Origin of the sequence: Haloferax massiliensis, assembly GCF_001368915.1 — an archaeon.
GTDB lineage: Archaea > Halobacteriota > Halobacteria > Halobacteriales > Haloferacaceae > Haloferax > Haloferax massiliensis.
The window spans coordinates 1750859-1775554 of the sequence record NZ_CSTE01000002.1 but is presented as its reverse complement, the minus strand read 5'-3'; the positions used below and the strand labels follow the sequence as shown (position 1 = coordinate 1775554).

Here is a 24696-nt window from a genome sequence, read left to right as displayed (position 1 = left end):
CTCGGTTCGATTCTCCTCTTCTATTCGCGCCGTTCGTTCTTCGAGCCGTGCGGCCGCGCGTCGCCCGCGGGAACTTCCTTACGTCTCGCCGTCTACGTCTCGGCATGGACGCCACTTCGTCTCCCGTCCGCGTCCTCGCGGTCGTCGGTCCCGCCGTCGACCGGGAGCGACTCGTGGACGCGCTCTCGCCGCTTTCGGTGTCGGTCGCCGGGTCCGTCGAGGCAGTGGGCCGGCGCGCCGCCGACGAACGGGTCGACTGCGTCGTGCTCGCGACCGACCGGCTCGCGGACGTCGAGGCGGTCCACGGGGCAATCGCGGTCCCGCTCGTGGTCGTCGTCCCGCCCGACGGCGACCTCTCGGCGGCGGCCGCCCGCGACGCCGGCGCGGCAGACGTGGTCCCGGTCGTCGATTCGAACCTCTTCGAGCGGCTCCCGGCGCGGGTCGAGAGCGCCGTCGCGTGGCGTCGCCGCGGCGCGGCGGCCGCGAGCGAGATAACGGAGGACCTGAAGGAACAGGCGATAGACGAGGCCCCCGTCGGCATCACCGTCGCCGACTGCTCGTTGCCCGACCGACCGCTCGTCTACGTCAACGAGGCGTTCGAGACGATGACCGGCTACTCGGCCGACGCGGCGCTGGGGCGGAACTGCCGATACCTTCAGGGACCGAACACGGACCCCGAGCGCGTCGCCGAACTCCGCCGCGCTATCGAGGCCGAGGAGTCGGCGTCGGTCGAACTGCTGAACTACCGCGCGAACGGCGAGACGTTCTGGAACCGGGTCGACGTCGCGCCCCTGAGCGGGCCGGACGGCGAGGTGACCCACTACGTCGGCTTCCAGACTGACATCACGGAGCGCGTGCGCGCCGAGGCGGCCGCCGAGCGGTACGCCGCCGGAGTCGACGAGGAGCGCGCACGCCTCCAGACGCTCGTCGAGCACATCGAGGGACTGTTGGGTGACGTGACGAGCGCGCTCGTCCGCGCCGAGAGCAGACGGGAGCTCGAAGCCGCCGTCTGCGACCGGGTCACCGCCGCCGGCTCGTTCGACTGCGCGTGGGTCGGCCACTGCGACCTCTCGCCGGCGGTCATCGTTCCCAACGAGCGGGCCGGAGCCGACACCGGATTCCTCGACGATCTCGAAATCGACCGGTCCGACCCCGACGACCCCACCGCTCGCGCCGCCGAGACGCGAACCGTCCAGTCGGCGACCGTCGGCGAGGGGGGCGTCTCCGCCGAGCCGGTCGTCCCGTTCGACTCGGCCATCGCGGTTCCGCTGGTCCACCGCGAGACGCTCTACGGCGTGTTGACCGTCTACACTGACGCCGCGGAACTCGACGAGCAGGTCCGGGTGGTGTTCGGGACGCTCGGGCGGGCGGTCGGCGCGGCCATCGACGCCTTCGAGAGCCGGCGGTCGCTGCTGTCCGACGAGCGACTCGAACTCGAAATCGAGGTGCGCGACGAGACGCAACCGCTGGTCCGACTCGCCGTCGCGGGGGCGTGCGCGCTCGACTACGAGGGCGCGATCTCTCACGACGACGGGACGCTCAGCCTGTTCGTCTCGACGGACCCCCCGACAGACGGACTCGCGGACGTCGAGGCCGATGTGGATGGCGATGGCGACTTCCCCGGCGTGGCCGGCGTGACCCGGCTCCCCCGCGGCGACGGCGTCGGCCTCTACGAGGTCGTCTTCGACGCGGGGTCGCTGACGCACCTCGTTGCCGACGCGGGCGGGCGGCTTCGCGGCCTCGAAGCCGACCGTGACGGCTGTCGGTTCACCGCGGTCGTCCCGGACCGCGGCGCGGGGCGGGCGCTACTCGACGACCTCTCGGGGGCGGCCGCCGGCGTCGAACTCCGGGCGGTCAGAGAGCGGTCGGCCCCGCCGCGGACGGGTCGGGGGTTCGCCGCCGAGGTGAACGCGGCGCTCACCGACAGACAGCAGACCGCGCTCCAGCTCGCGCATCTCGGCGGCTTCTTCGAGTGGCCCCACGCCGTGACCGGCGACGAGCTCGCGGCGGCGATGGACGTCTCGCGGGCGACGTTTCACCAGCACCTCCGCGCGGCCCAGCGAAAGCTCGTCACCGGTTTTTTCGAGGAGGGGACGCGGTAGCGCCGCGCCGACCTCCGGGGGGACGCCCCGGCGGTCCGGAGACGTCAATCCACCGAGCGTTCTGACCGATTTCGGGCGGTCCGGCCGGCCAGACAGTAAAAGATTAACACCCCAGGCGAACAACCCCCGCTAACGATGGCCGAAGACGTCAAGCCGACCCGCAAGAACTTGATGGCGATCGAAGATCGCATCGAACTCTCCGAGCGGGGCCACGACACGCTCGAACAGAAGCGTGACGGGCTCATCATGGAGTTCATGGACATCCTCGACCAGGCCCAAGACGTGCGGGCCAACCTCAATCAGGACTACGAGCGCGCGCAGAACAAGATCAACATGGCCCGCGCCATGGAGGGCGACGTGGCGGTTCGCGGCGCGGCCGCCGCGCTGAAAGAGTACCCCGAAATCACGACGCAGTCGAAGAACATCATGGGCGTCGTCGTCCCGCAGATCGAGTCCTCGCGCGTGAAAAAGAGCCTCGACCAGCGCGGCTACGGTCTCCTCGGCTCCTCGGCCCGCATCGACGAGGCCGCCGACGCCTACGAGGAACTCCTCGAATCCATCATCCTCGCCGCGGAGGTCGAGACGGCGATGAAGAAGATGCTCGAAGAGATCGAGACGACGAAGCGCCGCGTCAACGCGCTCGAATTCAAACTGCTCCCGGAGCTCTACGAGAATCAGGAGTACATCGAGCAGAAGCTCGAAGAACAGGAGCGCGAAGAGATTTTCCGCCTGAAGAAGATCAAGGCGAAGAAGGAAGAAGAAGAGAAGGAAGAACGCGCCGCGGAGAACGCGGCCGCCGAAGCGGAAGCGGCGACGGCCGACTGACCGGACTCGCCCGTTTTCTCTCTCGATTCCGTCTCCTCTCGGTCGGGTCTCCGACCGCTTTTCATCGCACCGGCGCGTAGGGACTCCCATGTCCTGTCCCGACTGCGACGGCGAACTCGCCGTCTTCGCGGTGCCCGAACCGCTCGAAGCCCACGCGCCCGAGGCGGCGCTGACCGTCGGGTTGTGCGCTGACTGTCTCGCACTCCGTCCGACCGACGAACCGGTGACGGAGGGCGATTCGCGGCCGCTCGCGGACGCGCTTCCCGAGGGCGACGCGGGCGCGGCGGTCGCACTTCTCGTCGGCATGCTCGACTCGCTGGCGCTCAACCGCGCCGGCATCGTCGACTGCGTCGAGTTCGCCGAGCGGTCCGGCACCGACGTGCATCTCACCCTCGACCGGCTCCAGCGGGCGGCGACAGACCCCCACTTCGACGTCGCCCGTCGGCAGAGCCAGTTGGACGCGTTCCTCTGAGCGCCGCCGCTCCGTGCCGTCGAAACCGTGGCGTGAAGACGCCGAGGAGGAGGCCGCTTAGACGCCGGTGGAGTACCGGAGGATGCCGGCGATACCGCCGAACGCGTCGTAGAGCTGTTCGCCTTTCTCGAAGTCGGTGCTGATGAACTTCGTCTCGGTGCCGCGCTGGTCGGCGAGGTCCATGAGCCACTCGATGACGTCCTCGCGGTCTTTCAGTTCGGCTTCCGAGCCGTCGTCGCACTCGTGGGTTGGCGTGTCGCGACGGTGGTCGACGAGTTCGTACTCCTCTTGGCCGCCGCAGTCGTAGACGGCGATGTCCTTTCGGAGGTCCTCGGAGATGAGGAGGCGGTCGACCGACCCCATCACGAGGTTCTTCCGGGTCGCCTCGAACCCGTAGGTGGACTCGTTGCCGCGGTGGAGTTTCTCGAAGAACTCCTCCATCTGCTTTTTGTCCTTGATGACCTCCTGGTCGGCCAGCGCGTCCTGGCCGGCGTCGACGAGGTCGTAGAGACCGGACTCGTCGGTGTAGGCCACGTCGAACTTCCCGACGACGAGGTCCTGAATCTCGTGGTGGAGGTAGTCGCCGTCGAGGAACTCGTCTTTCGTCGGGGAGGGACCGCCGACGAGGACGCCGTCCATCTCGTGTCGCTTGGGGACGAACAGGTCGTTGGCCATGCCGGCGACCTCCTGATAGAAGTTGTCGATGGCTTCGAGGCGGAGGCGGGCGAAACGCTGGGCGGACTGGCCGCCCTTTCGCTGCTTGCCGGGGACGAGCGACGAGGCGCTCTTGACCGGTTCGACGCGCTTGCCCTTGAGCCAGCCGACGTTGGCCTCGCGGCGGTCGAGGACGATGAGGCCGAACAGGCCCTTGTCCATGAGCATGTCTTCGAGCGGCCCGGTGAGGAAGTTCGAGTCGCAGTGGTACCGGAACGACTGAATCGGCTCCGGCGGGCTTTCGAGCACCTTCGTGACCATCGTCGTCTGGCCGCCGCCGGCGTCGACCGCGCCGGAGAACATCACGATGCCGTTGTCCGGCGGGAAGTTCCCGTAGTACCGGAGTCGGTCCTTGATGCTCGTCAGGGCGTCTTGGACGTTCGTTCGCGTCTGCTTCGATTTGATGTTAGACGCTTCGCTGTGCTCCGTGATGACGTGTTCGACCACGTCGGAAATCTGCTTGTCTTCGGGGATGTAGATGGTGACGAGCTGCGTTCCCGACCCTTCGTACTCTCGCAGGTCCTCGATGACCTTCTTGAACTCGTACTTTCGGCGGTCTTCGCTCGCCTCCTCGGCGTCGCTACTCATCACTCCACCTAGTCCCTCCAGCGGCTAAGTAACCTTTGACTGGGCACGCGCCGCGGTATCTCGCCGCACGAGGGTCCGTACGACCCGACCGCGGAGACGGGCGCGGTCGGAGAACATTTATGTGGCTGTCACGGGTGGACTTCGACGTTGGAATTATGGCCCGGGTGTACGCAGTTGCCAGCGCGAAAGGCGGGGTTGGAAAGACGACGACCACGGCCAACCTCGGGACGACGCTCGCGATGGCCGGTCACGACGTCGTCGTCGTCGACGGTGACCTCGGGATGCCGAACCTCGCCGGCGCGCTCGGCGTCGACCCGGACGGGGCGACGCTTCACGACGTGTTGACAGGCGAATCGGCGGTCGAGACGGCCGTCTACGACGGACCGGCGGGACTCTCGGTGGTTCCCGGTTCGAACGCCCTCGAAGCGTTCGCGACCGCGAACGTGCGGGAACTCGACTCCGTCATCTCGGCGCTCGAAGCCACCCACGACATCGTCATCATCGACACCGGCGCGGGGCTGAGCGACGACACGTTCGTCCCGCTGAAGCTCGCCGACGAGGTCGTCTTGGTCTCCACGACGGAGCGCGAGGCGCTCGGCGACACCGAAAAGACCCGACAGCTCGGCGACCGCATCGGTGCCGACGTGGTCGGCGTCGTCCTCACGCGGGTCGACCAGTCGAACCCGAACGCCGAGGTGGTCGCCTCGCTCCTCGACGCCGGCGTCATCGCCGTCGTCCCGGAGGACCCGGCCATCCGCGAGGCGCTCAACACGCAGATTCCGGTTGTCGCCCGCTCGCCCGACAGTATCGCGGCCGCGGGCTACCGCGCGCTCGCCGAGGCGCTCACCGGCCAGCCGGTCCCGATTCCGGACGCCGCGGCGGACGCTGCCGAGTCGGAGGCGGACGCGGAGGACGCAGCCCCCCCGACCGACGGCGACGACGCGGATGACGGCGAAGCCACCGAACCGGAGACGGACGAACACGCCTCGGTCGTGCCGGCCGACGCCGACTCCGCGGAGGCGTCGGAGACGGTTCCGGAACCTGAGACAGCCCCGGACTCGGACCCCGAATCCACCCCCGACGACGTCGCCGCCGCGGCCGCGGACGAAGACCGAGTCACGGCGGAACCCGAGACCGAACCGGAACCGGCATCCGAGACCGAACCGGAACCGAACTTCGAGCCCGAGGAACCACCGGAAGCCGACGCCGACGCCGGCTCCGACCCCGACGACGAGTCCGCGGCCGACGACGACCTCGCTGCGTCGATTCCGTTCTCGGGTGACCCCGTCGAGGACTCGGACGCCCCCGCCGCGGAACCCGACTCGTCTCCCGCCGACGACGCGGGCGACGCCGACGGCAACTCCGATGCGGTCGCCGACCCGGTCGAAGCGGCGGACCCCGACCCCGCCGCCCCCGCCGACCCTGCCGACCCCGCTGAGGACGACGCGACGGACGCGCCGACCGACCCGCTGGCCGCCGACGCGGCCGACGACTCGATGATCTCCGATTCCGAGCCGGTGGGCGAGGAGGGTCCCGACACCGACCCGCTGGCGGCGGACCTCGAAGCGGTCACCCGCGGGACCTCGACCGCCGACGAGGAGGCGGTCGGCGACGCCAACGATGCCGACGACGCCGACGACGCCGACGACGTCGTCCCGGATGTCGACGCGGACGCCGATTCGGCGGGCTCGGACCCGCTCGCGGAAGACGCGGCCGACTCCGAGTCGGTCGCCGACCCGACCGCCAGTTCGGTCTCGGACGAGTCGGCCGAGGCGGCGGGGGCAGAGGCGGACGCGCCCGACGCGGACGAACCGCTCGTCGCCGAGGCCGAACCGAACGCGTCCGGGGCCGACGCGGACGCCGATGACGACGACGAGGCTGACGACGGCGACGAGGAGGGCGTCTACACCACCTCGCTCGTCGAGGAAGTCGAATCGTTCGACGACGACGAGCGCGACGAGAAGAAGAAGGGATTCTTCAGGCGCTTCCTCGGCTAAACGGGAAGGCCTTTTACTCGCGTCTGCGGAATGGCCTCTATGGCAGAATCCGAGTCCGTTCCTTTCTGGTGGATAGTCCTGTTTCTCGTGCTCGCGCTCGGCAGCGGAGCCGCCGTCGTCTTCTCGGTCGGCGGGTCGCTCATCTCCGGAGCCGCGGTGCTCCCGTTTTTCTTCTGAACCGCTCGAAAAAACCCGTCTGCGAAGAACTCGTTTAGCCCGCGGTCACATCGACTCGGGCGCTTCCACGCCCACGATGGAGAGCGCGTTCGCCACCGCGTTCCGCGAGGCCTCCACGAGCGCGAGGCGGGCCGCACCGACCTCCTCGTCGGCGTCGAGCACGGGGCACTCGCGGTAGAAGGTGTTGAACACCTCGGCGAGTTCGCGGGCGAACGTCGCCACGGTGTGCGGTTCGAGGTCGTCGGCCGCGGTTTCGACGACCGCGGGGAACCGCGCGATGGTCGCCAGCAGGTCGCGCTCGGCGTCGGTCGTCAGCACCGAGGGGTCGACCTCGCTCGCGTCGAGGCCGGCGGCGGCCGCCTCGTCGGCGATGCCGCAACAGCGCGCGTGGACGTACTGGATGTACGGCGCGGACTGGGCCTCGAAGTTGAGCGCCTGGTCCCACTCGAAGGTGATGGTCTTCGTGGGCTGTTTGGAGACGATGTCGTAGCGGACCGCGCCGATGCCGACCTGCCGGGCGATGCGGTCGATGTCGGCCTCGTCGAGGTCGTCGTCGCGGGTGCGGCCTTCGAGGCGGGTCTCGACCTCGTCGCGGGCGCGGTCGATGGCCTCGTCGAGGAGATCGTCGAGCATGACGCCCGTCCCCTTTCGGGTGGACATCGTCTCGCCGCCGGGGAGGTTGACCCACGAGTAGATGACGTTCTCCAGTTTGTCCACGTCGTTGCCGAGGATGTCGAGCGCGGCGCGGAGCTGTCCGGACTGGAGCTTGTGGTCCTCGCCGAGGACGGTCACGGCGCGGTCGAAGTTGTCGAACTTCCACTCGTGGTGGGCGAGGTCGCGCGTCGTGTACAGCGAGGTGTCGTCCGACCGGAGGAACACGAGGTTCTTCTCGAAGCCGTAGTCGCCGAGTTCGAGCTGCCACGCGTCTTCCTCGTAGACGGCGTGGTCGGTCTCCTTGAGGCGCTCCGCGAGGTCGCGGGTGCTCCCGTCGAACATGAAGCGCGTCTCCTTGACGAACTCGTCGAACTCCGCGGGGAGGCGTTCGAGGCACTCGCGCATGCCGCCGAGCACCTGGTCGACCACGGTCTCGACGCGGGCGTACGTCTCCTCGTCGCCCTCCTCGATGCCCTGGAGAATCTCGGTGATTTCGGCTTCGGCCCGTTCGACGTCCTCGGGGTCGGCCGCTTCGAGGAAGGCGTTGCCCTTGCGGTAGTAGCGGACGAGGTCGTACTCGACGCGCTCCCGCGCGGGTTCGCTGTCGAGGTCCTCCTCGTCGAACGTCTCGTAGGCCCACGTGAAGACGGCCATCTGGCGACCGGCGTCGTTGACGTAGTAGTGGCGCTCGACGTCGTTGCCGGCGAAGTCGAGCAGGTTGGCGACGGCGTCGCCGATGACCGGGTTGCGGGTGCGGCCGACGTGGACCGGGCCGGTCGGGTTCGCGCTCGTGTGCTCGACGACGACGCTGTCGCCGGTCGCGGGCAGGCGACCGTACGCCTCGTCGGTCGCGGCGGCTTCGAGGGTGTCGTCGTAGTAGGCGTCGGAGACGTGGAAGTTGACGTACGGTCCCTGCGTGTCGACCGCGGCGAGGTAGTCGTGGCCCTCGACGGAGAGTTCGTCGGCGATGTCGGCGGCGATTTTCGGCGGCGGCGCGCCGACGACCCCGGCGAGTCGGAAGGCGACGCTGGAGGCGAGCGTCGCGGGTACGTCTTCCGGCGGTTCCTCGACCCCGAGGTCGTCGGTGGGCAGGTCGAGCGACGAGAGCGCCGCAGAGAGCGCCGTCTCGACCTCCTCACGGAACTGTCTGAACATGTACGCGGATTCTCGATAGGCGGCTAAAGGCCTTTCCGAACCGTCCGAGCGACCGCGGACCGCGCCGAGTGGGTTCGTTCGTTTCCCGCCGTTCGTTGGGTCGCCCTGTCCCTCCCCGCGAAAGCGCCTTACTAGTAAGGTAGTAGTGGTATGCTTCCGGGGGACGACAGTCGAACCACGGGGCGGCGACCCGCCGTCCCCACCACCCACCCATGAGTCAATGCAACCACTGCGAGACGTTCGTGTCGAACAACTTCGTCCGCGTCTTCGGCGACGAGGACGGCAACGTGTACGCGTGTCCCAGTTGCTCGGCGAACGCGGGTATCTCACAGGTCAGCACCGAGCGGCGAGCGTCGTCTCTCTGAGGTCGCGCTTCGGTCACGCCACGCCGCTCGCGTCTCCCGCGCGCCGCCGCGCCGACCTCGGCGGTTGACTCGCCTGTCGACGGCCCCGGAACCGGCCGCGTCCTCCCTCGAACGACCCCGTTCTCGCCGCGGTAGACTGACCGACGGACTTACCCGTCCGCGATTGATACTGTGGCGCATCCACCGGGGCCGCGTTCCCCGGTCGCCCCGCCACCATCTCATTTTTGGAACGCATTCCACTTACGATACGCTTATGGGCGGCGCGTTCGAAGCGGGAGGTATGTCAGAATCGGCAGTCGCCGCGGCGGTCGGGTACGACGAGTTGGCCACGCTCAAGCTCGTCGCGCTCGACGGCGGGCGCTCCGGCCCGGTCAAGCTCTCCTGTTCCGGGGTCGCGAACCGGCTCGACGTGTCGAACCAGACGGCCTCTCGCCGCCTCCAGCGCCTCGAAGAGGCCGACTTCATCGACCGCGAGGTCGTCGCCGACGGCCAGTGGATAACCATCACCGACGCGGGCGAGTCCGCGCTCAGACAGGAGTACGCCGACTACCGGCGCATCTTCGAGACGCCTTCCGTGGTCGTCCTCGACGGCGAGGTCACCGGCGGGATGGGCGAGGGCCGCCACTACATCTCGCTTCCGGGCTACATGGAGCAGTTCAAAGACCGACTCGGCTACGAGCCGTTCCCCGGCACGCTGAACGTCCGCCTCGGCGACGACGCGGTCCGCGCCCGCGCCGGGATGACCGCCCTCGACGCGGTCCCGATAGACGGCTGGGAGGACGACGAACGCACCTTCGGTCCGGCGACGTGCTACGCCGCCTCCGTCGCGGTCGGCGGCGACTCCTACGAGCCGGTCCACATCATCGTCCCCGAGCGGACCCACCACGACGAGTCGCAACTGGAGATAATCGCGCCCGACAAGCTCCGCGACGAACTCGACCTCGACGACGGCGACGCGGTCACGGTCCGCGTCGAGGAGGCGGAGTACGAATGAGCCGTACCGCCGAATCGACCGGCGACTTCGACTCCGTCTCGCGCGTCCTCGACGCCTTCCGCGCCGGCGAACCGGTGCTCGTCCACGACTTCGACGACCGCGAGGGCGAGACGGACCTCGTCTACCCCGCGGGCGCGGTCGGCCCCGCCGACGTGGCCCGGATGCGCAACGACGCTGGCGGCCTCGTCTGCGTCGCCCTCCCGAACGACGTCTCCGAGGCCCTCGGGCTGCCGTTCATCGACGAGGTGCTCGACCACCCGGCGGCGTCCTCCCACGACCTCGCCTACGACTCGCGGTCGTCGTTTTCCTTCACCGTGAACCACCGCGACTCGTTTACGGGCATCACCGACCGCGACCGCGCGATGACCATCTCGCGGCTCGCGCCCGTCGCCGAGGCCGCCCGCACCGGGGAGTACGACGCCGACGACTTCGGCGGCGAGTTCCGCGCGCCCGGGCACGTCCACCTGCTCCGCGGCGCGCCGAACCTGCTTTCGGACCGGCAGGGCCACACCGAACTCGGTCTCGCCTTGGCCGACGGGGCGGGCATCCCGCCGGCGGTCGTCGTCTGCGAGATGCTGGACGACGAGACCGGCGCGGCGCTCCCGAAGGACGCCGCCCGCGACTACGCCGACCGACACGGCTTCGCCTTCGTCGACGGCGACGTCCTCATCGACGAACTCGTCTGAGCGACCGCGGGGTCGCCCCGATTTACCTTCTCCTTTCTCACTCGCGCCCGTCGCGCCACGACCACGTCGGTTCCCACCCCAGCAGTCGCTCCGCCTTCTCGGTCGAGACGAGCGCCTCGTGGCCCGAAAGCGGCCCTTTGGTCTCCGCGCCGGGGTAGACCTCGCTGGCGAGCATCGCCGACTCGACGGTCGTCGAGGTGTCGGCGGCCGCGGCCCAGAACACCTCGTGGCCCGCGAAGTCGGCTTCGAGTGCCCGCCGGACGAGTCGCGCCGCGTCCTCCCGACCCAGATACGCAAAGAGCGTGTTGCGCGCGGTGTGGAAGTGTCCGGCGTCCCGCAGTCCCGACAGCGAGCGGTCGGCCTCGGCGAACGTCTGTCTCGCCTCCTCCTCGCTCGGCATCCACGGGAACCGGAGGCTGGCGACCGCCTCCGGGGCGTCGTCGCGGCGGACCACCCCCGCGGCGGTCCGTTCGGCGACGTACTTCCCGAGGCCGTAGGGGTTCGAGGGCGTCGCGCGGTGGGTCTCGTCCACCGGGAGGAAGTCGATTCGGGCCGGGTCGGGCTCGAAGCTCCCGCCGATGGCGCTCATGCTGGAGGCGACGACCACGCGGTCGATGCCGAGCGCGGCGGCGACTTCGAGGACGACGTAGGTCGATTGGACGTTGCTCTCGAAGACGCGGTGGCCGGGGTCGTTCGTCGGCGTCGAGATGGCTCCGAGGTGGACGACCGCGTCGGCGTCGACGTCGCTGAGCGCCGCGGTGAGGTCGCCCGGGTCGAGCGCGCTCACGCGGTAGTCGTGGTCCGCGAGCGACGACTCGCTGTGCCGCGAGAGGTTCGTGACGGTGTAGCCGCTCGCGCGGAGGTGGGCGACGACGGTCGGCCCGAGATTCCCGGTGCCGCCCGTGACGGCGACGGATTCGAGGCTCATACCCCGTCATGGCGGCCCGCGGACAAAACCGCGGGGGCCGCGGTAGTCGGGTCGTCATGATTTTAGAGGGGGGCCGCCGAAGGCCACTACATGGGATTTGACGAGATGGATGTCTCGACGATCTGGATGAATGGAGAATACCGGGACTGGGAGGACGCGACGGTGCACGTCCTCACCCACGGCCTCCACTACGGGACGGGCGTCTTCGAGGGGGTTCGCGCCTACGACACCGACCGCGGCCCGGCCATCTTCCGCTGGGAGGAACACCTCGAACGGCTCTACAACTCCACGAAACCCTACGACATGGAGATTCCGTACACGCGGGAGGAACTCACCGAGGCGACGCTTGAGGTCATCCGCCGCAACGACCTCGACGGCGGCTACATCCGCCCCATCGCCTTCTACGGCTACGACTCGCTCGGCGTCAGCCCCAAGGACAACCCGACCGATGTCGCCATCGCGGCGTGGCCGTGGGGGACCTACCTCGGCGAGGACGCGCTCGAAAACGGCGTCGACGTGATGGTCTCGTCGTGGCGCAAGCACGCCTCCAGCCAGATTCCGACGAACGCGAAGACGACCGGTCTGTACGTGAACTCCATGCTCGCGGGCGAGGAGGCCCGCCGCAACGGCTACGTCGAAGCCATCGTCCTGAACAAGGAGGGCAACGTCGCCGAGGGCCCCGGCGAGAACATCTTCATGGTCCGCGACGGGAAGCTCTACACCCCCGGCCTCTCCCAGAGCATCCTCGACGGTATCACCCGCGACACCGTCATCACGCTCGCCCGCGAGCGCGGCTACGAGGTCGACGACAGCGCGACCATCAGCCGCGGCGAACTCAACACGGCCGACGAACTGTTCTTCACCGGCAGCGCCGCCGAAGTGACTCCCATCCGCAAGGTCGACAACGTCGTCATCGGCGAGGGCACCCGCGGCCCGGTCACGGAGGAACTGCAGTCCGCCTTCTTCGACCTCGTGGAGCGTCGCACCGACGACCACGAAGAGTGGTTCACCTACGTCGACGAGCAGTAACCGTAGACGCCCGCGAACGCGAGCTTCCTTTTCACGTCGCAGTCTTGCCGCGGGGCGAGAGTGACGACCGTCGCCGAACTCTCACTCGTTGCTGGGGACCCGCCCGTCGCCGGTCTCCTCCGTCACTTCGATGTCGAACTCGTCGACGCCCTCCTGTTCGGCGAACCCGGCCGAGAGGACGCGCGTGAGGGCCTCTTCGACCTTCTCGCCGGTCTCCTCGATATCCTCGGGGTCGACTTCCATCACGAACCCGGTGGTGATGTTCGGCGCGGTCGGCATGAAGATAATCTCCTTTCCGTCTTTCGTCGTCTTCCCCGTCTTGAACGCGGTCATTCGGATGCCCGGCCACGTTTCGAGGCGGACCGGCTTCTGGAGGTCTTCGGTGCCGGTGAGCGCGGTTTCGACCGCGAGCTTAGAAGCGTTGTAGACGATTCGGACGAGCGGGACCTTGTTCATCGCCGCGTCGATGCCCGATTCGAGCACGCGGCCGACGGTGGTCCGCATGAGGTAGCCCACCGAGAGGACGAGAAGGAGGAAGATGATGATAGCAATGAAAAAACCGAGCACCTGCGATTCGGTGGTCGGCTCCTGGCCTGGCTCTAACAGGACCGTCGAAACGAACGGTAGCTGTGTGATGCTATTGTAAAATATCGTAAATATGTAGATGATGACGATGAGCGGAACGAGGACCACGAGGCCGCTGGCAAAATCGCGTCTCCACGAGGACATTGATATGGAGTACGTGAACCCGCGGGCATAAGGGGATTTCTAGTGTGGGACGAGAGACACGCGCCGCGTTCCGGCGCTCGCTCAGACGCCGACGACTGCGCGGAGCGCGAACAGGGCGTTTTCCTTGCGCTCGCGGACGCGCCGGTAGAAGTAGGAGAACCACTTGTCGCCGTAGGGCGCGTACTGCCACACCTCGACGCCGTCGGCGGCGAGTTCGCGCTGGGCGACCTCGCGCACGCCCATGAGCATCTGCACCTCGTAGTCGCGGTCGTACTCCGCGCCGAGGTCCCGGGCGTAGGCTATCATCTCGGGGTCGTGGCTCCCGACGGCGATGCCGCCGTCGTACTCCCGGAACAGGTACGCCAGAAGCTCCTTGTACGCCTCGTTGACCGCCGATTTCTGCTTGTGGGCGACCGCGGCGGGCTCGTCGTACGCGCCCTTGACGAGGCGAAGCTTTCCCGGCACGTCGGCGAGGCGTTCGAGGTCGTCGGGCGTGCGCTTGAGGTTCGCCTGCACGCACAGCCCCATTCCGCCGTCGAACTCGCGGGCGAGTTCCTCGAAGGCGTCGAGGGTCACGTCGGTCGTCTCGTGGTCCTCCATGTCGCACCACAGGAAGACGCCGTGTTCGTCGGCCGCCTCGGCGATGCGCCGGTAGTTCTCCTCGAACACGCGGTCGCCCGCGTCGAGGCCGATTTGGGAGGGCTTGACCGACACGCAGGCGTCGATGCCGGTTGAGGCGATGTCCTCGACGAGTTCGACGTACGCCGCCGCGTCCTCGTCGGCGGGCGCGCGCTCGTCGTAGTGCTCTCCGAGGAGGTTGAGGATGACCGCCACGCCGTCGTCGTTCATCCGTCGGGCGTGGTCGAGCGCTCCCGCCGCGGACTCTCCGGCGACGAACCTGCTCGCGATGGGCGGAATCATAACGAACGATTGCGACCGTCAGCTATTGAGGGTTATCATCGATTCGGACGCGAAATCGAACGACTCCGGCGCGTCGAGCGGCGACGAACCGTCGGAACTTACATTCCTCGCCGCGGACGGGTCGGTATGGTCGTCTCTCTCGTCGCCACCGCCTTCTGGGCGATGTTGCCCGCGTACGTGCCGAACAACGCCGCCGTCCTCGCGGGCGGCGGTCGCCCTATCGACGGCGGGCGCACGTGGGGCGGGCGGCGCGTCCTCGGGGACGGAAAGACGTGGCGCGGTACCGCCGCCGGGACGCTGGCCGGGACGTTCCTCGCCGTCGTCCTCAACGCCGTCGGGCCCGCGGTCTCGGACCCGCTCGGCGTCGCGCTTCCGACGTTCCCGCTCGCCGCCGGGTTCGGTCTCGCGCTCGGCGCGATGCTCGGCGACATCGGCGCGTCGTTCCTCAAGCGCCGGTCGGGCCGGGAGCGCGGGGCCGCCTTCCCCGGTCTCGACCAACTCGACTTCGTCGTGGGCGCGCTCGCCCTCGCGTTCGTCGCCGCGCCCGGGTGGTTCTCGGCGACGTTCACCCTCCCCGTGCTCGCGGTGGTGCTCGTGATGACGCCCGTGCTCCACGTCGTCACCAACGTCGGCGCGTACCTGCTGGGGCTGAAAAACGAGCCGTGGTAGGCGGTCGAGCGTCCGCGCGGCGGGTCGCCGACCGACGCGCGCACGGCCACGAGTTCGGTCACCCGTTCGCTCTCCCGGCCGTCCTCTCGGCTCCCGCTCGTTCCTGTTACGAACCCGAGATTACCGCGAGACACCGCGATTAACTCGGCGTAATCCGGGCCAAACGTTCCGTACTGCGCTGGACGGACGCCCCGGTTCAAGTCCCTCCGAGGGTTGCGACTCGGTCAGATGAAGACCGAACGTATCTCGCTCATCGTCGGTGGACTCGTGGCCGTCCTCGCGGCCGTCGGGACGGCGGCACCGTGGCTCGCACCCGGCGGGGTCGACTGGACCGTCGCGGGCGAACTGCTGGTCGTCGGAACGACGGCGCTTTTCACCGCCACGGCCCTCGTCTGGGTCGTCCTCACCTACGTCGTCGGCGCGGGCTACGAACCGCCGCCTCCGGAGTACGGCCCCGACGAGATTCAGGTCCGAATCCTCACCGTCGACGCCGAGTCGGTCGTCCAGTCGACCGTCGACTCGCTCCCGGCGTCGTTCGACGAGGTCCACGTCGTCGCCGAGACCGACATCGACGTCGCGGGCGCGTCGGTCCACGCCGTCCCCGGCGACTTCGACTGCGACGCCGTCCGGAAGGGGCGCGCAATCGAGTGGGCGCGGCGGACCCTCGAAACCGACCGCGAGTACGTCCTCTACTTGGACGAAGACAGCCTGCTGGAGTCGTTCGACGGGCTTCCCGGCTCCGACGTGGTCCAACTGCGCGAGCGGCCGCGCCGGACCGACTCGCTGTTTTCTTACCTCGCCGACGTCTACCGGATGGGCGTCCAGATAGAACAGCGCGCCTTCGCTCGCCTCTCGATTCCGCTGTTCGCGTGGGGCGGCGGCATCGCCGTCCGCCGGGAGGTCGAGGAGGCCGTCACGTGGGACCGCGAGACGCTCGTCGAGGACACCGCGTTCGTCTGGGCGGCCGCGCAGGAACGCGACGACTTCGCGTTCGACCTCGCCACGGCGACCTGCGCCAACGAGGCCCCGCCGTCGCTCACCGAGATTCTCCAGCAGCGCCGCCGCTGGGCCGCCGGCAACCTCGACGCCGCGACGGCGCTCCCCGCTCACTACCAACTTCTCACCCGCGTCCGCAACTACGCGTGGGCGCTCTCGCCGGTGGTCACCGTCGTCGCGGTCCCCCTCTCGGTCCTCGGCGTCGGCCTCGTCGCCGGCGGCCTGTTCGCGCTCGCGTCGCTCGGACTCGGCGCGCTCACGGCGTTCTGGTACCTGCGGGGCGTGGTCTACTACGGCCGCGACAAGTTCTCGTGGGCGCTCGCGGTCCCGCTCGCGCCGGTCGTCACCGTCGTCCACTCGATGGGGACGGTCGCGGGCATCCTCGACCCGCCCCGGGACTTCCGCGTGACGAAGAAGGCCGGGAAGTAGGGACCCGCCCCGATTGCCGCGGTCGCGGGGGTCGGCGCGACCGAACCGCCCCGAACCGCCCCGAACCGTCCCGCTTAAGCGCCTCCCTGAACCCTCTCGAAACAAGATGGCGAACGCAGCACTCATCGAGGCGCTTCGAGCCGCCGACGCGGTCCAGTTCGGCGAGTTCGAACTCTCCCACGGCGGCACGTCGAGCTACTACGTGGACAAGTACCTCTTCGAGACCGACCCCCGGTGTCTGAAGCTCATCGCCGAGGCGTTCGCGGAGCGCGTCGCGGACGACGACAAACTGGCGGGCGTCGCGCTCGGCGCGGTCCCGCTCGTGGCCGCGACCGCGGTCGAGACGAACAAGCCGTACGTCATCGCCCGCAAGAAGGCGAAGGAGTACGGGACGGCCAAGCGCATCGAGGGCGCGCTCGACGAGGGCGAGGAGGTCGTCGTCCTCGAAGACATCGCGACGACCGGACAGAGCGCCGTCGACGCCGTCGAGGCGCTCCGCGAGGCCGGCGCGGTCGTCGACCGCGTCGTCGTCGTCGTGGACCGACAGGAGGGGGCAGCGGAGCTGTTAGCCGAACACGACATCGAACTGGAGTCGCTTCTCACCGCCGAGGACCTGCTGGCCGACGCCGACCGCTAATACACGCTTGTGACTAATTCACTCGCAATCTGCAATCGAAGTATTCATTTTTGTGCAAGTACGAAGCCGGAGGCATGAACAGAGCAGAGAAGGCCGCACTCCAGTTGCAGGCTGTCTCCGTGCTCCGGATGCTCAAAGAGACCCGGACGTACGACGAGCTGGCCGAACTCACGGGACTGCCGGCCGGCGACCTCAACCGCTACGTCAACGGGCACGTCCTGCCCGGGGTCGAACGCGCCCGCGAGGTCGTCGAGGGCGTCGGCCGCGACGCGCTCGCAGACGAACTCGAAGCCCGCGTCCGATTCGACGACGAGGGCTACGTCGACAACTCCGACGTCGTCTTCGACCAGTCGTTCCTCGACCTCGTCGCGCCCGTCGCGGCGAACGCGCTGAACCTCGAACGCCCCGACGTGATTCTGACCGCGGCGACAGACGGCATCACCCTCGGCGCGGCGATGGCGAGCTACTTCGGCGCGCGCCTCGCGTACGCGAAGAAGTCGAAAGAGACCGCCGTCGAGGACTTCATCGAGTCGCGCCAGCGCCTCGCGTCCGGCATCGAACTCACCTACTACCTCCCCGCCAGCGCCATCGACGACGGCGAGCGCGTCCTCGTCGTCGACGACCTCATCCGCTCGGGCGAGACGCAGGAACTCCTCTTGGACATCGCCTTGCAGGCCGACGCCGACATCGCCGGCGTCTTCGCGCTCATCGCCGTCGGCGACGAGGGGACGAACCGCGCCCGCGAACTCACCGACGCGCCGGTCGGCGCGCTGAGCAGTTTCGACTGAGGCTCCCCCGCGGCCGCTCGAATAAACGGCCCCAAACTCGTTAGTTCAATTACAACTGGTGGGAAAATGGGCACTTCTGTGCCATTCGTTCACGTCGAATGGGTCGTTTAACTCATGTTCGTGCATAATTCTTCTCGGTCGGATGGTAATGCTTATGTGTGCAATCATGGGTATGCTTAGTCGTGCATTATGGGGCTCTCTGAAACCCTCGCAAACTACTTCGACGTGCATGAACACGGGTCCACGATCAGGACCGAGATTCTCGCGGGCATCACGACGTTCCTCACGATGTCGTACATCGTGGTCGTCAACCCGTCGCTTCTCGTGGATAATCCGAACATACCGGGTGTTGACGGCATCGCCATCGCCGGGTACGCGCCAGGTGAGATTCAGTCGATGCTCGCCGTCGTCACCATCATCGCGGCCGCAATCGCGACCACGGTCATGGCGTTCTACGCCAACCGACCCTTCGCGCAAGCGCCGGGGCTCGGCCTGAACGCCTTCTTCGCGTTCACCGTCGTCGGCGCGTTGGGCGTCCCGTGGCAGACGGCGCTCGCGGCCGTCTTCGTCGAGGGAATCATCTTCATCGCGCTCACCGCCGTCGGCGCGCGGGAAGCCATCATCAAGGTGTTCCCCGAACCGGTCAAGATGGCCGTCGGGACCGGTATCGGCCTGTTCTTGGCGATTATCGGGTTGCAGGCGATGGGCATCGTCGTCGACGACACCGCGACGCTCGTCACGATGGGGAACCTCGCGTCGAACCCCGTCGCCATCGTCTCCATCGTCGGTCTGTTCTTGACGTTCGCGCTCTACGCGGCGAACGTTCCCGGTTCTATCATCATCGGCATCGTCGGCACGTCGCTTCTCGGCTGGGGCCTCACCGTCTCGGGCCTCGTCGCCCCTGAGGCCAATCTCGTCGCCGGTTCCTCCGCGGCGACCTACGACATCACGCCGCTGGCCGGGGCGTTCGTCTCCGGCTTCGGGAACGTCGAGGCGTTCAGTTTCGCCCTCATCGTCATCACGTTCTTCTTCGTCGACTTCTTCGATACCGCCGGCACGCTCGTCGGCGTCGGGCAGGCCGGGGGCTTCCTCGACGAGGACGGTGACCTCCCCGACATCGACAAGCCGCTGATGGCCGACGCGGTCGGCACCACCGCGGGCGCGATGCTCGGGACGTCGACGGTCACGACCTACATCGAGTCCGCCACCGGCGTCGAGGAGGGCGGGCGCACGGGACTCACCGCGCTCGTCGTCGCGCTCCTCTTCCTCGCGTCGCTCGCAATCGTCCCGCTCGCGACGGCCATCCCGCAGTACGCCTCGCACATCGCGCTCGTCGTCATCGGCGTCGTCATGCTCCGCAACGTCGTCGACATCGAGTGGGACGACCTTACCTTCACCATCCCCGCCGGCATGACCATCCTCGTCATGCCCTTCACGTACTCCATCGCCTACGGCATCGCGGCGGGCATCGTCTCGTACCCGCTCGTGAAGGTCGCCGCCGGCGAGTACGACGAGGTCAGCGCCGGCCAGTGGGCGCTCGCCGTCGCGTTCGTCCTCTACTTCGTCGTCCGCACCTCGGGGATGCTGCAGGCGCAGGTCTGACCGCGCCGACGACTCTCTCTCCGCGCTGATTTTCTCACGACCCGATCGGATTCATAAAGTATTGAACAACTGCGGTTCTAAGCTACTCCGTATGAATATTCCCAACGAGCGGCTCGCCCTCCGCGGAGCCGTTTTCCTCCTCATTATCGGCCTTCTCACACCCTCTGCGGTCTCCGCGTTGACGTACGACCCCTCCCAGCAGACGAGCCTCGAACCCGGGACCGTCACCAGCCCCGCCAACGGTTCGACGCTGGTGAGCGTCCAAGGCTACACCTTCCAGGGCAACACGAACCCGAAGAAACCCGCTCGCGTCGTCTCGGTCGGCGAACGCGGGAGCCTCCAGTGGACCTACGACGACTCGGTCGGCGGGAGCGCGTGGTTCTTCGACGTCGACCCGCTCCCGAACGGGAACCTGCTCGTCTCGTCGCCCCGCGGGACCGACACCGTCGTCTTCGAACTCGACCCGGACACCCGCGAACGCGTCTGGGAGCAGCGGTTCGACATGGAAGACACCCACGACGTCGACGCCTTCGGCGAGGACGAACTCCTCATCGCCAACATGCGCGAGTGGAACGACTCCGCCGGCGTCAGCGAGGACCGAATCGTCGTGTACAACCGAACCACCGACGAAATAACGTGGGAGTGGTACTTCAAGGACCACTTCCCCGCGGACACCGACGGCGGCTACAACGCCGACTGGAGCCACGTCAACGACGTGGACTACATCGGCGACGGTCGGCTCCTGTTGTCGCCGCGGAACTTCGACCAAGCCATCGTCGTCGACATGGAGTCCAAAGAGATCGTCGAGCGCCTCGGCACCGACGACGACTACGACGTGCTCAACGAACAGCACAACCCCGACTGGCTGGTCAGCGAGAACGGCACGCCGACCATGCTCGTCGCCGACAGCGGGAACAACCGCATCGTCGAGTACGCGAAGGAAGACGGCGAGTGGGTCCGAACGTGGTCCGTCGGCTCGAACACGCTCAACTGGCCGCGCGACGCCGACCGCCTCCCCAACGGGAACACGCTCGTCGTCGACACGCTCAATCACCGCGTGATAGAAATCACGCCGACCGGCGAGGTCGTCTGGGAGTTCTACGCGACGTGGGGGCCGTACGACGCCGAGCGGGTCGCCCACGGCGACGAGTCCTCGGGGCCGACGATTCGGGACCTCAACGCCAGCGGCTCGTACCCAATCACCGGGAGCGCGAACCTCACCGCGGGCGGGAACGAGAGCGTCGGCTTCGTCTCGCGGGTCCAGTCGACGTTCTCCGGGACGCCGCTCGAAGAACCGATGAGCGGACTCTCGACCCGACTGTCGCACGTGCTTCCGTGGCTCCGCCCGGTCTGGATGACGCCGTGGGACCTGTTTTGGGCGGCGTGCGCCGTCGGCGTCGGCCTCACCGCGACCGGCGGAGAGCTGTATCTGATGCGCCGGCGGCTACTCGACGCGCTCCGCGGGTTGTTCGGGAGGTAACGCCGGCCCCGCAGCCGACCCCGCGGCGCGCCTTTCGGGGTCGTGTGGCGAGGTCGCATAAGACCATGGCACTCTTTAGCCGCGGCTCCGTACCACGGCGTGATGTCCGATCTCGTCCTCTACGAACTGCAGGGCTGTCCGTACTGCGCGAAGGTGAAGAACAAGCTCGCCGAACTCGACCTCGACTACGAGTCGCAGATGGTTCCCAGCGCCCACGCCGAGCGCACGGAAGTCGAGGAGGTGAGCGGTCAGACCGGCGTCCCCGTCCTCGTCGACGAGGAACACGGCGTCGAGGGGATGGCCGAGAGCGACGATATCGTCGACTATCTCGAAGAGACCTACGGCTCGGCGGCGTAACCCCGTCCGCTCCGTCCGGCCCGTCCCGGGGTGAGCGTTGCGACCCCGCCTACTGTTCTCGCTTTCGACCGCGGGCGGTCTCGTAGCTCGCGCGAAGCGCGTCCGAGAGTTCGGCGACTCGACTCGGCTCGATATCGACGGTCACCCACGACCCGACGACGCGACCGTTCGCCTCGAACGGCAGGACGCGGTGGCGCGCTGCCACCGCCGCTCGCGACGCGGCCGGTAACGACGTAAACGAGAGCCCCTGTTCCGAGACGACGGCGAAGAGCGTCCCGTTCGCCCGGAACGACGGACGGCCGAAAAGCACCGTCCGCTCGACCGCCGGCCACGAAGCGGCCTCCCGCCACACCGCGGCCGCGAGCGTCTCGACGGCGGCCCGCGACCGCTCGCTCGTCTCCCCTCTCCCCTCGGCACCACTCCAGTTCGACATCACAGTCGCTACGCTGGCGAGGAGAATAACGATAGTCGCTCGGGCGGGCGCGCCCGACGCCGCCGGGCTGGCGCGGAGTTAGCTCTCGGCGGGGTCGCGGGTCCGCTCGCGAATCAGGTCGCGGATTTCGTCGGGGTCGTCGATGGCGGCGAGTTCCTCGCAGCTGACGATGCCGGTGCCGTCGACCGACTCGCGCTTCTGCTGTTCCTCGACGAAGTACACCGAGCGCGTCCGCGTGATTTCGCCGAGCGACGACATGATCTGGGCGCGCTTTTCTGCGCTCCGGGTGAAGGGCGAGTGTCCGGTGAGGACGTTCGTCTCCTTTCTGCGCCCGGCGTCCTCGCTGACGGCCTTGAACGGCGCGCGGGCGGTCGGATGGACGGTGAAGCCGGCGCGCGTCAGCACCGACAGGACGTGTTCGTCGTCGGGGTCGACGTCCGGGTCGTCTGGCGTCGGCTCGGCGTCGCGCACGTCCTCGGCACCCGTGAGCACGTCGACCGGGTTCGAGAAGGGGCGGTCGAACAGCTCTTCGAGGTGAATCGCCACCTCGATGCTCGCGTTCATGCCGTTTTCGTACTTCGAGACGGTGCGCCGCGAGACGCCGAGTTCGGTCGCGAGCTGCCCGAGGCTCCACCCGCGTTCTTGCCGCTCTTCGGCGAGCACGTCGCCGTCGAGACTCACGTACAGCCCGCCGGGGGCGGCGTAGATGAGCGGGGGAACTTCCTCGACGAACAGGTCCATGGCGGTGTCGGGGTTCAACACCGGCACGCCGTGGCGGAAGTAGACGACGCCGGGTTTGAGGTCCTCGTCTCGGGTCCGAAGCCCGACGACCAACGGCGTGGCGTCGAGGTACGAGCCGAGGCGTCGCATCTCGGAGCCGGTGATGCCGTCGAACGCGTCGATGTTCCCCAGTATCTTGAGGAGCAACAGGTCCTCGCCCCTGCGAGCGGCGAGGTCGAAGCTCTTCGGCCGGATGGCGATGCGGTCGCTCACGACGAAGCCCGCGTCTTGGAGCATCGCGGCGACATTACCAACCAGCGCTGACCGGGACATAGGGGGCAATAAGCGATTCGGCCCATAAAGCGTTTTCCCCGATATCGCCGCCCTCGCCGTGGTGTATCCGTTCTCGATGCCGCATTTATATAGCCGAGGCCGTCCCGAAAGGCGTTACTGCGCCCTCCGGCAATCTCCGCTCATGACCGTCATCGGCCTCGACGACACCGACTCCCGCACTCTCGGGATGTGTACGACCTATCTGGCGACGCTCGTCGCCGAGGCGGTCGAGGCCCGCGGCGGGACCGTCGAGCGGCGACTCCTCGTCCGCCTGAACCCGGCGGTCGAACACAAGACCCGCGGGAACGCGGCGCTGGCGATTCACACCGACCTCCCCGCGGGCGCGGCGTTCGACCTCGCCCGCGAGGAACTCGACCGCTGGGCCGTCCTCGACGACGACCGGACCAGTCCGGGCCTCGTCGTCGCGCCGGGGTCGGCCGACACGGTTTCGACCGCCGTCGCCGAGTTCGCCCGCGACGCCGTCCGCGACTTCCACGACCTCGACGCGGCGGTCGACCTCGCCGAGCGCTCCGGCTTTCTGACCGAGGGCTGGCACGGCGGTCGAGGCCGCATCGGCGCGCTCGCGGCCGTCGGCGCGTGGGCCGCCTTCGACGAGTGGACCTACGAACACATCACCTACCGCGAGTTCCACCGCTGCGGGACGCCCCGCGATGTCGACTTCGACTCCGTCTTCGACGCCGCCGACGCGGCGTATCCCGACGCGTGGGACACCGTGGACCGCGAGGAGGGCGAGGCCGTCTGCGTGCCGAACGCGCCGGGGCCGATTCTCCACGGCATCCGCGGCGACGACGTCGACACCGTCCGCGAGGTCGCCGCCGCCATCGACTCGGAACCCGTCGACCGCTCGGCGACGTTTCTCACGAATCAGGGGACCGACGCGCACCTCCGCGACGGCGTGGTCTCGGCCCTCCGCGACGGCCGCGCCTACCGCGTCGCCGGCACCGTCGCCTCCGAACCGGAGACGCGCCCCGGCGGCCACGTCTTTTTCGACCTCGAAGCCGACGGCTCCGTGGTCTCGGTCGCCGCCTTCGAACCGACGAAACGCTTCCGAAACCGGGTGCGGGCGCTCCGCGTCGGCGACGCGCTCACCGCCTGCGGCGAGGTCGGCGACGGGACGCTCAAACTGGAGAAGTTCGCGGTCCGTGACCTCGTGCGGACCGAGCCCGCGACGCCGACGTGCCCCGACTGCGGGCGGACGATGAAAAGCGCCGGCCGGAATCAGGGCTACCGGTGTCGCGACTGCGGGACCGACGCGCCCGGCAAAGTCGACCGAGCGGTCGACCGCGACCTCGAACTCGGCTGGTACGAGGTGCCGCCGTGCGCCCGCCGGCACATCGCCAAGCCGCTCGTTCGCGGCGGGTTCGACGCGGCGACGCACCCGGAGCGCTGAGGTCGCGGTTCGGGGGTTCGGCGTTCAGTCCTGAACGACAAGGACGTTCGTGTTCTCGCGGCGGTCGACGAACGACCCCCCGGCGGGTGGTTTCACGTCCACGACGAGCGTCCCGTCCTCGCGGTTCGCGCCGAGTTCGGCGTCGACGTGAACGGTCGCGGACCCCCCGTCGCCGGTCTTCGCCGTCGCCACGCCGTCGATTTCGGCGGTTCCAGACTTCACGATGACCGTCGCGTCCTCCACGGGGTCGCCCTCGTGGTCGACGACGGTGAAGTCGAGGTCCTGTTCGCCCGGACCGACCACGTCGGGCGTCGGCTTCACGTCGAGTTCCGAGGTTGCGAGTCCCTGCACGCCGGAGAGCATGTTGAGCATGACGCTCATACTGGCGACGCCGACCACGAGGGCGATGACGAGGCGGACGGGGAGACCTTCGATAGCGCGCGTGTCTGACCGGAACATATCGAGCATAGCCCGTCTGGCCGCGGGTTCGTATATAAACCCTCGT

Annotated in this window: 25 protein-coding genes; 17 read left to right on the top strand and 8 right to left on the bottom strand. The window is 68.2% G+C overall.

What is annotated here, in order from left to right:
- Positions 1–104 precede the first annotated feature (104 nt).
- The 3 genes from BN996_RS13205 (at position 105) to BN996_RS13195 (ending at position 3399) form a co-directional block, all read left to right on the top strand.
- Entirely contained in the window at positions 105–2102 is a 1998-nt protein-coding gene (locus tag BN996_RS13205) for a bacterio-opsin activator domain-containing protein (RefSeq protein WP_089779656.1), read from the top strand.
- Between the two features lie 135 nt (positions 2103–2237).
- On the top strand, positions 2238–2927 hold the full coding sequence (locus tag BN996_RS13200) for a V-type ATP synthase subunit D (protein WP_089779654.1): 690 nt from the start codon (positions 2238–2240) through the stop codon (positions 2925–2927).
- An 88-nt stretch (positions 2928–3015) separates the two neighbouring features.
- Positions 3016–3399, top strand: a complete 384-nt coding sequence (locus BN996_RS13195; RefSeq protein ID WP_089779652.1) for a DUF6276 family protein — start codon at positions 3016–3018, stop codon at positions 3397–3399.
- Positions 3400–3456: 57 nt separating this feature from the next.
- Here the strand turns inward: BN996_RS13195 and prf1 are convergent, their stop codons facing one another.
- Complete coding sequence (gene prf1 / locus BN996_RS13190) at positions 3457–4701, bottom strand: peptide chain release factor aRF-1 (RefSeq protein WP_089779650.1); 1245 nt, start codon at positions 4699–4701, stop codon at positions 3457–3459.
- Positions 4702–4856: 155 nt separating this feature from the next.
- Between prf1 and minD the strand changes: the two genes are divergently transcribed.
- Positions 4857–6698, top strand: coding sequence for a MinD/ParA family ATP-binding protein (minD, locus tag BN996_RS13185; RefSeq protein ID WP_089779648.1), 1842 nt, complete (start codon positions 4857–4859; stop codon positions 6696–6698).
- A 39-nt stretch (positions 6699–6737) separates the two neighbouring features.
- A complete protein-coding gene (locus tag BN996_RS20185; RefSeq protein WP_167344137.1) occupies positions 6738–6875 on the top strand; it encodes a hypothetical protein in 138 nt (45 codons plus the stop codon).
- A gap of 45 nt (positions 6876–6920) precedes the next feature.
- Here BN996_RS20185 and argS read toward each other — a convergent pair whose 3' ends face one another.
- Complete coding sequence (argS, locus tag BN996_RS13180; protein WP_089779645.1) at positions 6921–8684, bottom strand: arginine--tRNA ligase; 1764 nt, start codon at positions 8682–8684, stop codon at positions 6921–6923.
- Between the two features lie 212 nt (positions 8685–8896).
- Here argS and BN996_RS20180 point away from each other — a divergent pair, with 212 nt between their 5' ends.
- The 3 genes from BN996_RS20180 (at position 8897) to ribB (ending at position 10729) form a co-directional block, all read left to right on the top strand.
- Entirely contained in the window at positions 8897–9049 is a 153-nt protein-coding gene (locus BN996_RS20180) for a DUF7563 family protein (RefSeq protein ID WP_167344136.1), read from the top strand.
- Positions 9050–9302: 253 nt separating this feature from the next.
- On the top strand, positions 9303–10043 hold the full coding sequence (locus tag BN996_RS13175) for a DUF120 domain-containing protein (RefSeq protein WP_187367343.1): 741 nt from the start codon (positions 9303–9305) through the stop codon (positions 10041–10043).
- Positions 10040–10729, top strand: coding sequence for a 3,4-dihydroxy-2-butanone-4-phosphate synthase (gene ribB / locus BN996_RS13170; RefSeq protein WP_089779644.1), 690 nt, complete (start codon positions 10040–10042; stop codon positions 10727–10729). Before BN996_RS13175 ends, ribB begins: the two co-directional genes overlap by 4 nt.
- A 37-nt stretch (positions 10730–10766) precedes the next feature.
- On the opposite strand, the gene BN996_RS13165 is transcribed toward ribB, so the two are convergent.
- Complete coding sequence (locus BN996_RS13165; RefSeq protein WP_089779641.1) at positions 10767–11657, bottom strand: NAD-dependent epimerase/dehydratase family protein; 891 nt, start codon at positions 11655–11657, stop codon at positions 10767–10769.
- 90 nt (positions 11658–11747) lie between these two features.
- Between BN996_RS13165 and BN996_RS13160 the strand changes: the two genes are divergently transcribed.
- Entirely contained in the window at positions 11748–12686 is a 939-nt protein-coding gene (locus tag BN996_RS13160) for a branched-chain amino acid transaminase (protein WP_089779639.1), read from the top strand.
- An 81-nt stretch (positions 12687–12767) separates the two neighbouring features.
- Here BN996_RS13160 and BN996_RS13155 read toward each other — a convergent pair whose 3' ends face one another.
- Positions 12768–13415, bottom strand: coding sequence for a DUF502 domain-containing protein (locus tag BN996_RS13155; RefSeq protein ID WP_089779636.1), 648 nt, complete (start codon positions 13413–13415; stop codon positions 12768–12770).
- An 81-nt stretch (positions 13416–13496) separates the two neighbouring features.
- Positions 13497–14336 carry a proline dehydrogenase family protein gene (locus tag BN996_RS13150; protein ID WP_007274993.1) on the bottom strand — a complete coding sequence of 280 codons (840 nt, stop codon included), beginning with the start codon at positions 14334–14336 and terminating at the stop codon, positions 13497–13499.
- A 126-nt stretch (positions 14337–14462) separates the two neighbouring features.
- Here BN996_RS13150 and BN996_RS13145 point away from each other — a divergent pair, with 126 nt between their 5' ends.
- From BN996_RS13145 to BN996_RS13115, 7 genes are all read left to right on the top strand, one after another.
- Positions 14463–15005, top strand: coding sequence for a CDP-2,3-bis-(O-geranylgeranyl)-sn-glycerol synthase (locus BN996_RS13145; RefSeq protein ID WP_007274992.1), 543 nt, complete (start codon positions 14463–14465; stop codon positions 15003–15005).
- A gap of 228 nt (positions 15006–15233) precedes the next feature.
- Positions 15234–16430 carry a glycosyltransferase family 2 protein gene (locus BN996_RS13140; protein ID WP_089779634.1) on the top strand — a complete coding sequence of 399 codons (1197 nt, stop codon included), beginning with the start codon at positions 15234–15236 and terminating at the stop codon, positions 16428–16430.
- 106 nt (positions 16431–16536) lie between these two features.
- On the top strand, positions 16537–17067 hold the full coding sequence (pyrE, locus tag BN996_RS13135; RefSeq protein WP_089779632.1) for an orotate phosphoribosyltransferase: 531 nt from the start codon (positions 16537–16539) through the stop codon (positions 17065–17067).
- A 74-nt stretch (positions 17068–17141) separates the two neighbouring features.
- Entirely contained in the window at positions 17142–17855 is a 714-nt protein-coding gene (locus BN996_RS13130; protein WP_089779630.1) for a phosphoribosyltransferase family protein, read from the top strand.
- A gap of 189 nt (positions 17856–18044) precedes the next feature.
- Positions 18045–19457, top strand: coding sequence for an NCS2 family permease (locus BN996_RS13125; RefSeq protein ID WP_089779628.1), 1413 nt, complete (start codon positions 18045–18047; stop codon positions 19455–19457).
- A gap of 91 nt (positions 19458–19548) precedes the next feature.
- Positions 19549–20937, top strand: a complete 1389-nt coding sequence (locus BN996_RS13120) for an aryl-sulfate sulfotransferase (RefSeq protein WP_089779626.1) — start codon at positions 19549–19551, stop codon at positions 20935–20937.
- A 102-nt stretch (positions 20938–21039) separates the two neighbouring features.
- Positions 21040–21294, top strand: a complete 255-nt coding sequence (locus BN996_RS13115; RefSeq protein WP_089779625.1) for a glutathione S-transferase N-terminal domain-containing protein — start codon at positions 21040–21042, stop codon at positions 21292–21294.
- 49 nt (positions 21295–21343) lie between these two features.
- On the opposite strand, the gene BN996_RS13110 is transcribed toward BN996_RS13115, so the two are convergent.
- The gene (locus BN996_RS13110) at positions 21344–21727 is read right to left on the bottom strand and encodes a hypothetical protein (RefSeq protein ID WP_089779623.1); all 384 of its coding nucleotides are present in this window, start codon (positions 21725–21727) and stop codon (positions 21344–21346) included.
- A 78-nt stretch (positions 21728–21805) separates the two neighbouring features.
- Complete coding sequence (locus BN996_RS13105; RefSeq protein WP_089779621.1) at positions 21806–22780, bottom strand: transcriptional regulator; 975 nt, start codon at positions 22778–22780, stop codon at positions 21806–21808.
- A 142-nt stretch (positions 22781–22922) separates the two neighbouring features.
- On the opposite strand from BN996_RS13105, the gene BN996_RS13100 reads away from it, so the two are divergent.
- A complete protein-coding gene (locus BN996_RS13100; protein WP_089779619.1) occupies positions 22923–24191 on the top strand; it encodes a tRNA(Ile)(2)-agmatinylcytidine synthase in 1269 nt (422 codons plus the stop codon).
- A 24-nt stretch (positions 24192–24215) separates the two neighbouring features.
- On the opposite strand, the gene BN996_RS13095 is transcribed toward BN996_RS13100, so the two are convergent.
- Positions 24216–24659, bottom strand: coding sequence for a DUF7382 domain-containing protein (locus BN996_RS13095; RefSeq protein ID WP_089779617.1), 444 nt, complete (start codon positions 24657–24659; stop codon positions 24216–24218).
- Between the last annotated feature and the right edge of the window lie 37 nt (positions 24660–24696).

What these genes read in the sequence shown, in the direction of transcription:
- BN996_RS13205 (WP_089779656.1), top strand. Translation starts at nt 105, where the DNA reads ATGGACGCCACTTCGTCTCCCGTCCGCGTCCTCGCGGTCGTCGGTCCC.
- BN996_RS13200 (WP_089779654.1), top strand. Translation starts at nt 2,238, where the DNA reads ATGGCCGAAGACGTCAAGCCGACCCGCAAGAACTTGATGGCGATCGAA.
- BN996_RS13195 (WP_089779652.1), top strand. Translation starts at nt 3,016, where the DNA reads ATGTCCTGTCCCGACTGCGACGGCGAACTCGCCGTCTTCGCGGTGCCC.
- prf1 (WP_089779650.1), bottom strand. Translation starts at nt 4,701, where the DNA reads ATGAGTAGCGACGCCGAGGAGGCGAGCGAAGACCGCCGAAAGTACGAG.
- minD (WP_089779648.1), top strand. Translation starts at nt 4,857, where the DNA reads ATGGCCCGGGTGTACGCAGTTGCCAGCGCGAAAGGCGGGGTTGGAAAG.
- BN996_RS20185 (WP_167344137.1), top strand. Translation starts at nt 6,738, where the DNA reads ATGGCAGAATCCGAGTCCGTTCCTTTCTGGTGGATAGTCCTGTTTCTC.
- argS (WP_089779645.1), bottom strand. Translation starts at nt 8,684, where the DNA reads ATGTTCAGACAGTTCCGTGAGGAGGTCGAGACGGCGCTCTCTGCGGCG.
- BN996_RS20180 (WP_167344136.1), top strand. Translation starts at nt 8,897, where the DNA reads ATGAGTCAATGCAACCACTGCGAGACGTTCGTGTCGAACAACTTCGTC.
- BN996_RS13175 (WP_187367343.1), top strand. Translation starts at nt 9,303, where the DNA reads ATGGGCGGCGCGTTCGAAGCGGGAGGTATGTCAGAATCGGCAGTCGCC.
- ribB (WP_089779644.1), top strand. Translation starts at nt 10,040, where the DNA reads ATGAGCCGTACCGCCGAATCGACCGGCGACTTCGACTCCGTCTCGCGC.
- BN996_RS13165 (WP_089779641.1), bottom strand. Translation starts at nt 11,657, where the DNA reads ATGAGCCTCGAATCCGTCGCCGTCACGGGCGGCACCGGGAATCTCGGG.
- BN996_RS13160 (WP_089779639.1), top strand. Translation starts at nt 11,748, where the DNA reads ATGGGATTTGACGAGATGGATGTCTCGACGATCTGGATGAATGGAGAA.
- BN996_RS13155 (WP_089779636.1), bottom strand. Translation starts at nt 13,415, where the DNA reads ATGTCCTCGTGGAGACGCGATTTTGCCAGCGGCCTCGTGGTCCTCGTT.
- BN996_RS13150 (WP_007274993.1), bottom strand. Translation starts at nt 14,336, where the DNA reads ATGATTCCGCCCATCGCGAGCAGGTTCGTCGCCGGAGAGTCCGCGGCG.
- BN996_RS13145 (WP_007274992.1), top strand. Translation starts at nt 14,463, where the DNA reads ATGGTCGTCTCTCTCGTCGCCACCGCCTTCTGGGCGATGTTGCCCGCG.
- BN996_RS13140 (WP_089779634.1), top strand. Translation starts at nt 15,234, where the DNA reads ATGAAGACCGAACGTATCTCGCTCATCGTCGGTGGACTCGTGGCCGTC.
- pyrE (WP_089779632.1), top strand. Translation starts at nt 16,537, where the DNA reads ATGGCGAACGCAGCACTCATCGAGGCGCTTCGAGCCGCCGACGCGGTC.
- BN996_RS13130 (WP_089779630.1), top strand. Translation starts at nt 17,142, where the DNA reads ATGAACAGAGCAGAGAAGGCCGCACTCCAGTTGCAGGCTGTCTCCGTG.
- BN996_RS13125 (WP_089779628.1), top strand. Translation starts at nt 18,045, where the DNA reads ATGGGGCTCTCTGAAACCCTCGCAAACTACTTCGACGTGCATGAACAC.
- BN996_RS13120 (WP_089779626.1), top strand. Translation starts at nt 19,549, where the DNA reads ATGAATATTCCCAACGAGCGGCTCGCCCTCCGCGGAGCCGTTTTCCTC.
- BN996_RS13115 (WP_089779625.1), top strand. Translation starts at nt 21,040, where the DNA reads ATGTCCGATCTCGTCCTCTACGAACTGCAGGGCTGTCCGTACTGCGCG.
- BN996_RS13110 (WP_089779623.1), bottom strand. Translation starts at nt 21,727, where the DNA reads ATGTCGAACTGGAGTGGTGCCGAGGGGAGAGGGGAGACGAGCGAGCGG.
- BN996_RS13105 (WP_089779621.1), bottom strand. Translation starts at nt 22,780, where the DNA reads ATGTCCCGGTCAGCGCTGGTTGGTAATGTCGCCGCGATGCTCCAAGAC.
- BN996_RS13100 (WP_089779619.1), top strand. Translation starts at nt 22,923, where the DNA reads ATGACCGTCATCGGCCTCGACGACACCGACTCCCGCACTCTCGGGATG.
- BN996_RS13095 (WP_089779617.1), bottom strand. Translation starts at nt 24,659, where the DNA reads ATGCTCGATATGTTCCGGTCAGACACGCGCGCTATCGAAGGTCTCCCC.